The organism is Pantoea sp. ME81 (assembly GCF_903970985.1).
In the GTDB taxonomy this organism is placed as follows: domain Bacteria; phylum Pseudomonadota; class Gammaproteobacteria; order Enterobacterales; family Enterobacteriaceae; genus Pantoea; species Pantoea communis.
In genome coordinates, this window is record NZ_CAJCKS010000253.1 from 1 (window position 1) to 5,192 (window position 5,192).

The following is a 5,192-nucleotide window of genomic DNA, read 5'->3' on the forward strand; positions in this document are numbered from 1 at the left end:
GCCGCGCACGGTGCAGGGGGCAAAGGGTTCAATTACCTTAAACAATGCTCCGCAGCGTATTGTTTCAACCAGCGTCACCTTAACTGGATCATTGCTGGCAATTGATGCACCGGTGGTGGCCTCCGGTGCGACCGCTCCTAACAGCCGTCTGGCCGACGATCAGGGTTTTTTCCGTCAATGGGGTGAGGTGGCAAAACAGCGCTATGTAAAACGTCTCTATATTGGCGAGCCGAGTGCCGAAGCGGTGGCCGCAGAAGCACCAGACCTGATTCTGGTGAGCGCCACAGGTAATGATTCTGCGATTAAACTCGCCAGCCAGCTTTCCGCCATCGCACCGACGCTGGTGGTGAATTACGACGACAAGAGCTGGCAGGATGTGGTGACGCTGCTGGGCCAGGCAACCGGTCACGAAGCGCAGGCTGCACAGCGGGTGAAGGCTTTTGACGATCGTGAAGCAGCGTTGAAAAAAGCCATCACCTTACCGCCGCAGCCCGTGTCTGCCATGGTGTGGAACGGCGATGGGCGTGCCGTCAACGTGTGGACCACGGAGTCAGCGCAGGGCAAACTGCTGGAGCAGCTTGGCTTTACCCTCGCCGTTCCACCCGCCAGCGTGCAGCAAGGCCACAGCATGGGCCAGCGTAAAGACATCATTCAGCTGTCAGGTGAGAATGTGGGTAGCGGTTTGACGGGAAAAACCTTCCTGCTGTTTGCGGCTGATGACAAAACCACACAGTCAGTGATCGGCAATCCGTTCCTCGCGCAAAACGCGGCGGTTAAGGATAAGCAGGTATTCCCGCTTGGCGTCGATTCGTTCCGTCTGGATTACTACAGCGCCAGCAATCTGCTGGCGCGTCTGGAGAAACTGTTCGTTAAATCATGATGCCTGCTCCGCCAGCTCAGGGGCTGGCGGCGCATAACGACGTAAACGGTCCATTACACACCACATCACAATCCCCAACAGCGCTGCCGCAAAGCCAAACGCGGCGGCAGCCTGTGGCGGCAGTAACCATGACCCCATGGCACCAATCATCGCCGCACCGATCGCATCTCCGGTGACATTTTGCGCGGTCCACAAGCCGTTAATGCGGCCCAGCAGATGGTCTGGCGTCAGCAGTTGAATCATCGCGTACTGCACCAGACTGTTGATGGCACTGAAATAACCAAACGCCACCAGACACAGCAGCGCCAGCGGCAGATTGGGCATCAGACTGAATAATCCCAGCGCGATAAATCCGGCCACCGCACTGCCCAGCACCAGCTGTCCCGGTCGGGCTGCATGCTTCAGTTTACCGCTGGTGAACGCGCTGATGGCGGCACCCAGCGGCACGGCTGCGTAGAGCATGCCAAGCTGGTTAGCACTCACTGACCAATGTGGTGCGAGAGCGGGGTAGAGCACGCGAATTGCGCTGGCCAGAGTGACCAGAGCACCTATCAGCGCCACCATGCCGACAATCGGGCTGGCAAACAGGAACTGCACCCCGGCGGCCAGCGACTTCAGCGGATGTTCACGCGGCTGAGGTGGCGGCGGGAGTTGCGGTAATTTCAGCAGCGTCAGTACGGTAATCAGTGTGCCAAACGCGGTTAAGCCGTAGTTCCACACCACGCCGCCGTGCGCAATGACCAGTCCGGCAATGGCTGGCGAGAGGATGGAGCCAAAACGCACCGTCAGCATGGTGATGGCGCCGGCCTGCATAATGTTTTCGCGCCCCACCAGCGCTGGTGTGGCCGCCAGCAGCGCCGTGACGCCAATCGCGCCAAAGAAGCCATCCCAGAATCCCAGCAGATACACCGCAATCAGTGAAGGCTGCGGCAGCGCAGCGTTAATCGCCAGCGCGATAAAGCCCAAGCCGCAGGTGGATCGGGCAAGCAAAATCAGTTTCTTACGCTCGTAGCGATCGGCTAACACCCCGCCGGTCAGCAGGCCAATAAACATACCGGATGCGGCGAGGGTGACGGCCAATCCCACCAAAAGCGGGGAGTGCGTCATCTGCTGAATCTGCACCGGCACCGCCACGGCGAGCATGCCTAATGCGACAATCGAGATGAATCGGGCAATAAATACTGCGCGAAATGCCGCATGGGTTTTCAGCAGGGAGAGATCGATAAAGTGGGAAGATTTGTTCATTTGTTCGCCTTTTTGCACCAATTTTCCTCATCGTCCGCGAGGCGAGTCATGGTAACATAGGCAAACGCGAGTAATAACGATAACCATTATCAAATTGCGTTGCGCATGCGACGACGTTGAACAGTGAAGGTTTAGAACGATGCGCCAGATCCGTGCATTAGCAGGCTCAGGGATTCTGCTCTTGCTCCTCATCGCGCTCAGCTTGATGCTGGGGGCAAAATCGATACCCATTTCCGATGTTTATCATTCTCTTACCTCAGGCTGTAACAACGCTGAGTGCGTGATTGTGCGTGATGCACGCCTGCCGCGCACTCTGGCCGGATTGCTGGCGGGTGTCGCCCTTGGGTTAGCAGGCGCACTGATGCAAAGCCTGACGCGCAATCCACTGGCCGATCCGGGCATTCTCGGCGTTAACGCAGGTGCCGGGTTTGCGGTGGTGATCGGCATTGCGCTGTTTGGCGCGGATTCTCCCCTCGATTGGCTCGGCTTCGCGTTTGCCGGTGCACTGCTGGCGTCATTGCTGGTAGCAATGACGGGGGCGATTGGCGGCGGGCGAGTCAATCCGGTGCGACTGACGTTAGCGGGCGTGGCGCTGGGCGCGGTGCTGGATGGCCTGACGTCTGGTCTGTCACTGCTCAATCCCGATATTTATGATCATCTGCGTTTCTGGCACAGCGGCTCGCTGGATATTCGCAATTTCACTGTATTGCGCACCCTGTTCCCGGCCGTGCTAATCGGCAGCGGAGTGGCACTCTATTTGTCGCAGGCGTTGAACAGTTTAAGCATGGGCGGCGATATGGCGACCGCGCTGGGCACGCGGGTGGCGCGCACGCAACTGCTTGGTTTAGTGGCGATTGCGTTGTTGTGTGGTGCGGCGACGGCGGCAGTGGGGCCGATTGCTTTTATCGGACTGATGACGCCGCATTTTGCACGCTGGATGGTCGGCAACGATCACCGCTGGATGCTGCCCGCTACGGCGATCATTACCCCGATTCTGCTGCTGGCAGCGGATATTCTGGGACGGCTGCTGGTGGCGGGCGAACTGCGCGTCTCCATTGTCACGGCGATGTTGGGGGCTCCGGTACTGATTGTGCTGGTGCGCCGTAAACTCGGGCGAGGTGCACTATGACACGTCGGGTTGGATTACATACCACGTGGTTGTTGCTCGGATGCGCACTGCTGGCGTATCTGGCGATGACGCGAGGCGCATTGCCGATTGGTGCTGAGCAGTTTTGGCAGGTGCTGGCGGGACACGGTGCCAGCAACGTCAAGCTGATCGTTTTAGAGTGGCGACTGCCGCGTGTGCTAATGGCGCTGCTGATTGGTGCGGCACTGGGCGTCAGCGGCGCGATTTTCCAGTCACTGCTGCGCAACCCGCTCGGCAGCCCGGATATTCTCGGTTTCAACACCGGTGCCTACAGCGGCGTGCTGGTGGCACTGGTGCTGTTCAATCAGGGCATCGCCGCCATGACCGGTGCAGCGTTGGTTGGTGGTATCGGTACGGCGGCATTGGTGTATCTGTTTGCCTGGCGCAACGGGGTAGAAACCTTCCGCCTGATTATTGTTGGTATCAGCGTGCGCGCGTTGCTGATGGCACTGAATGCCTGGCTGATTATCAGTGCTTCGCTAGAGTCCGCGCTCAGTGCCGGATTGTGGAGTGCCGGTTCACTTAACGGCATCACCTGGGCGAAAACGCCGCCGGTGATTGGCGTGTTGCTGCTGTCGCTGCTGCTGATGGCGTTGCTAACACGACGGATGCGTTTGCTGGAGATGGGCGATGATACCGCCAGTGCACTCGGCGTACCGGTGGAGCGCAGTCGGCTGCTGCTGATGCTGATTGGTGTGGTGTTGACGGCGGCATCTACTGCGTTGGTAGGGCCGATCTCCTTTGTGGCGCTGCTGGCACCACAAATCGCGCGTCGACTCGGCGGCGGCGAGAAAGGCGCGCTGCTGCTGGCGGCGCTGTGTGGCGCACTGTTGCTGATTGCGGCTGATTTTGCTGCGCAGCATTTGTTCTTGCCTTATCAATTACCGGTTGGCGTGATTACCGTCAGCCTCGGTGGACTTTATCTGATTGCGTTACTGGTGCGGGAGGCGCGACGCCAATGATCGATATCCCTTCACGGCTGTATGGCGAAGGCCTGACGCTCGGCTACGACAAAAAAGTGGTGGCAGAAAACCTGTCGGTGGCGATTCCGGAAGGCGAGCTGACGGTGATTATCGGCCCCAACGCCTGCGGTAAATCCACTTTGCTGCGCACCCTGAGTCGTCTTAATACTCCGCTGAAAGGCGAGGTTTATCTGGATGGTGAAGCGATAGCGCGTTACCCGACCAAGGAAGTGGCGCGTCAACTTGGGCTGCTGCCGCAGAGTTCTAACGCACCCGCGGGCATCAGCGTTACCGAGCTGGTGGCACGTGGGCGCTATCCGCACCAGCCGCTGTTTGGCCGCTGGCGCAGTGAGGATGAAGAGGCGGTGCAGACTGCAATGCGGGCAACTGGTGTGGCGGATTTGGCGCAGCAACCGGTGGATACCTTGTCCGGCGGGCAGCGTCAGCGCGTATGGATTGCGATGGTGCTGGCGCAGCAAACGCCGCTGTTATTGCTGGATGAGCCGACCACCTGGCTGGATATCACCCATCAGATTGAACTGCTGGAACTGATGCAGGAGTTGAATCAGCAGCATGGCCGCACGCTGGTGGTGGTGTTGCACGATCTCAACCACGCCTGCCGTTATGCCACCCATTTGATCGCCATGCGTCACGGCAAGATTTTGGCCGAAGGCAAGCCCGCAGAGATCGTAACACCCGCGTTGATTGAACAGGTGTACGGTTTACGCTGCGTGATTGTGGAAGATCCGGTGGCGCACACGCCAATGATCGTGCCGCTGGGAAGAGGAAAGTAAGCGGTCTGGCTGCACAAAGCATGTTATCGCGGGAATCTAAATGCTGTGACCGGCACACCACAGTGGAGCATCGTGTCGGGAGGTCTTAACGCAGCGCCCTGCACAGGGCCGGCAGGTTGATCGCAGTGAGGCTTCATCCCTGCCCCTGTACAAGGCAGATCAGT

At 59.0% G+C, this 5,192-nt stretch carries 5 protein-coding genes; 4 read left to right on the forward strand and 1 reads right to left on the reverse strand.

Annotated features, from left to right (window positions below; genetic code table 11):
* A partial coding sequence (fepB, locus tag H7A81_RS25460) for a Fe2+-enterobactin ABC transporter substrate-binding protein (protein ID WP_182059122.1) occupies positions 1-880 on the forward strand: 880 nt, incomplete at its 5' end.
* On the opposite strand, the gene entS is transcribed toward fepB, so the two are convergent.
* Positions 875-2,125 carry an enterobactin transporter EntS gene (gene entS, locus H7A81_RS25465; protein WP_182059123.1) on the reverse strand — a complete coding sequence of 417 codons (1,251 nt, stop codon included), beginning with the start codon at positions 2,123-2,125 and terminating at the stop codon, positions 875-877. The two genes, fepB and entS, sit on opposite strands and share 6 nt — an antisense overlap.
* Before the next feature lie 139 nt (positions 2,126-2,264).
* Here entS and fepD point away from each other — a divergent pair, with 139 nt between their 5' ends.
* Genes fepD through H7A81_RS25480 form a run of 3 tightly spaced genes read left to right on the forward strand, consistent with a single transcriptional unit; the run spans position 2,265 to position 5,028 of the window.
* Complete coding sequence (gene fepD / locus H7A81_RS25470; RefSeq protein WP_182059124.1) at positions 2,265-3,254, forward strand: Fe(3+)-siderophore ABC transporter permease; 990 nt, start codon at positions 2,265-2,267, stop codon at positions 3,252-3,254.
* A complete protein-coding gene (gene fepG, locus H7A81_RS25475) occupies positions 3,251-4,234 on the forward strand; it encodes an iron-enterobactin ABC transporter permease (protein ID WP_166936423.1) in 984 nt (327 codons plus the stop codon). Before fepD ends, fepG begins: the two co-directional genes overlap by 4 nt.
* Positions 4,231-5,028 carry an ATP-binding cassette domain-containing protein gene (locus H7A81_RS25480; RefSeq protein WP_182059125.1) on the forward strand — a complete coding sequence of 266 codons (798 nt, stop codon included), beginning with the start codon at positions 4,231-4,233 and terminating at the stop codon, positions 5,026-5,028. Before fepG ends, H7A81_RS25480 begins: the two co-directional genes overlap by 4 nt.
* Positions 5,029-5,192 lie beyond the last annotated feature (164 nt).

What these genes read in the sequence shown, in the direction of transcription:
- fepG (WP_166936423.1), top strand. Translation starts at nt 3,251, where the DNA reads ATGACACGTCGGGTTGGATTACATACCACGTGGTTGTTGCTCGGATGC.
- H7A81_RS25480 (WP_182059125.1), top strand. Translation starts at nt 4,231, where the DNA reads ATGATCGATATCCCTTCACGGCTGTATGGCGAAGGCCTGACGCTCGGC.
- fepD (WP_182059124.1), top strand. Translation starts at nt 2,265, where the DNA reads ATGCGCCAGATCCGTGCATTAGCAGGCTCAGGGATTCTGCTCTTGCTC.
- entS (WP_182059123.1), bottom strand. Translation starts at nt 2,125, where the DNA reads ATGAACAAATCTTCCCACTTTATCGATCTCTCCCTGCTGAAAACCCAT.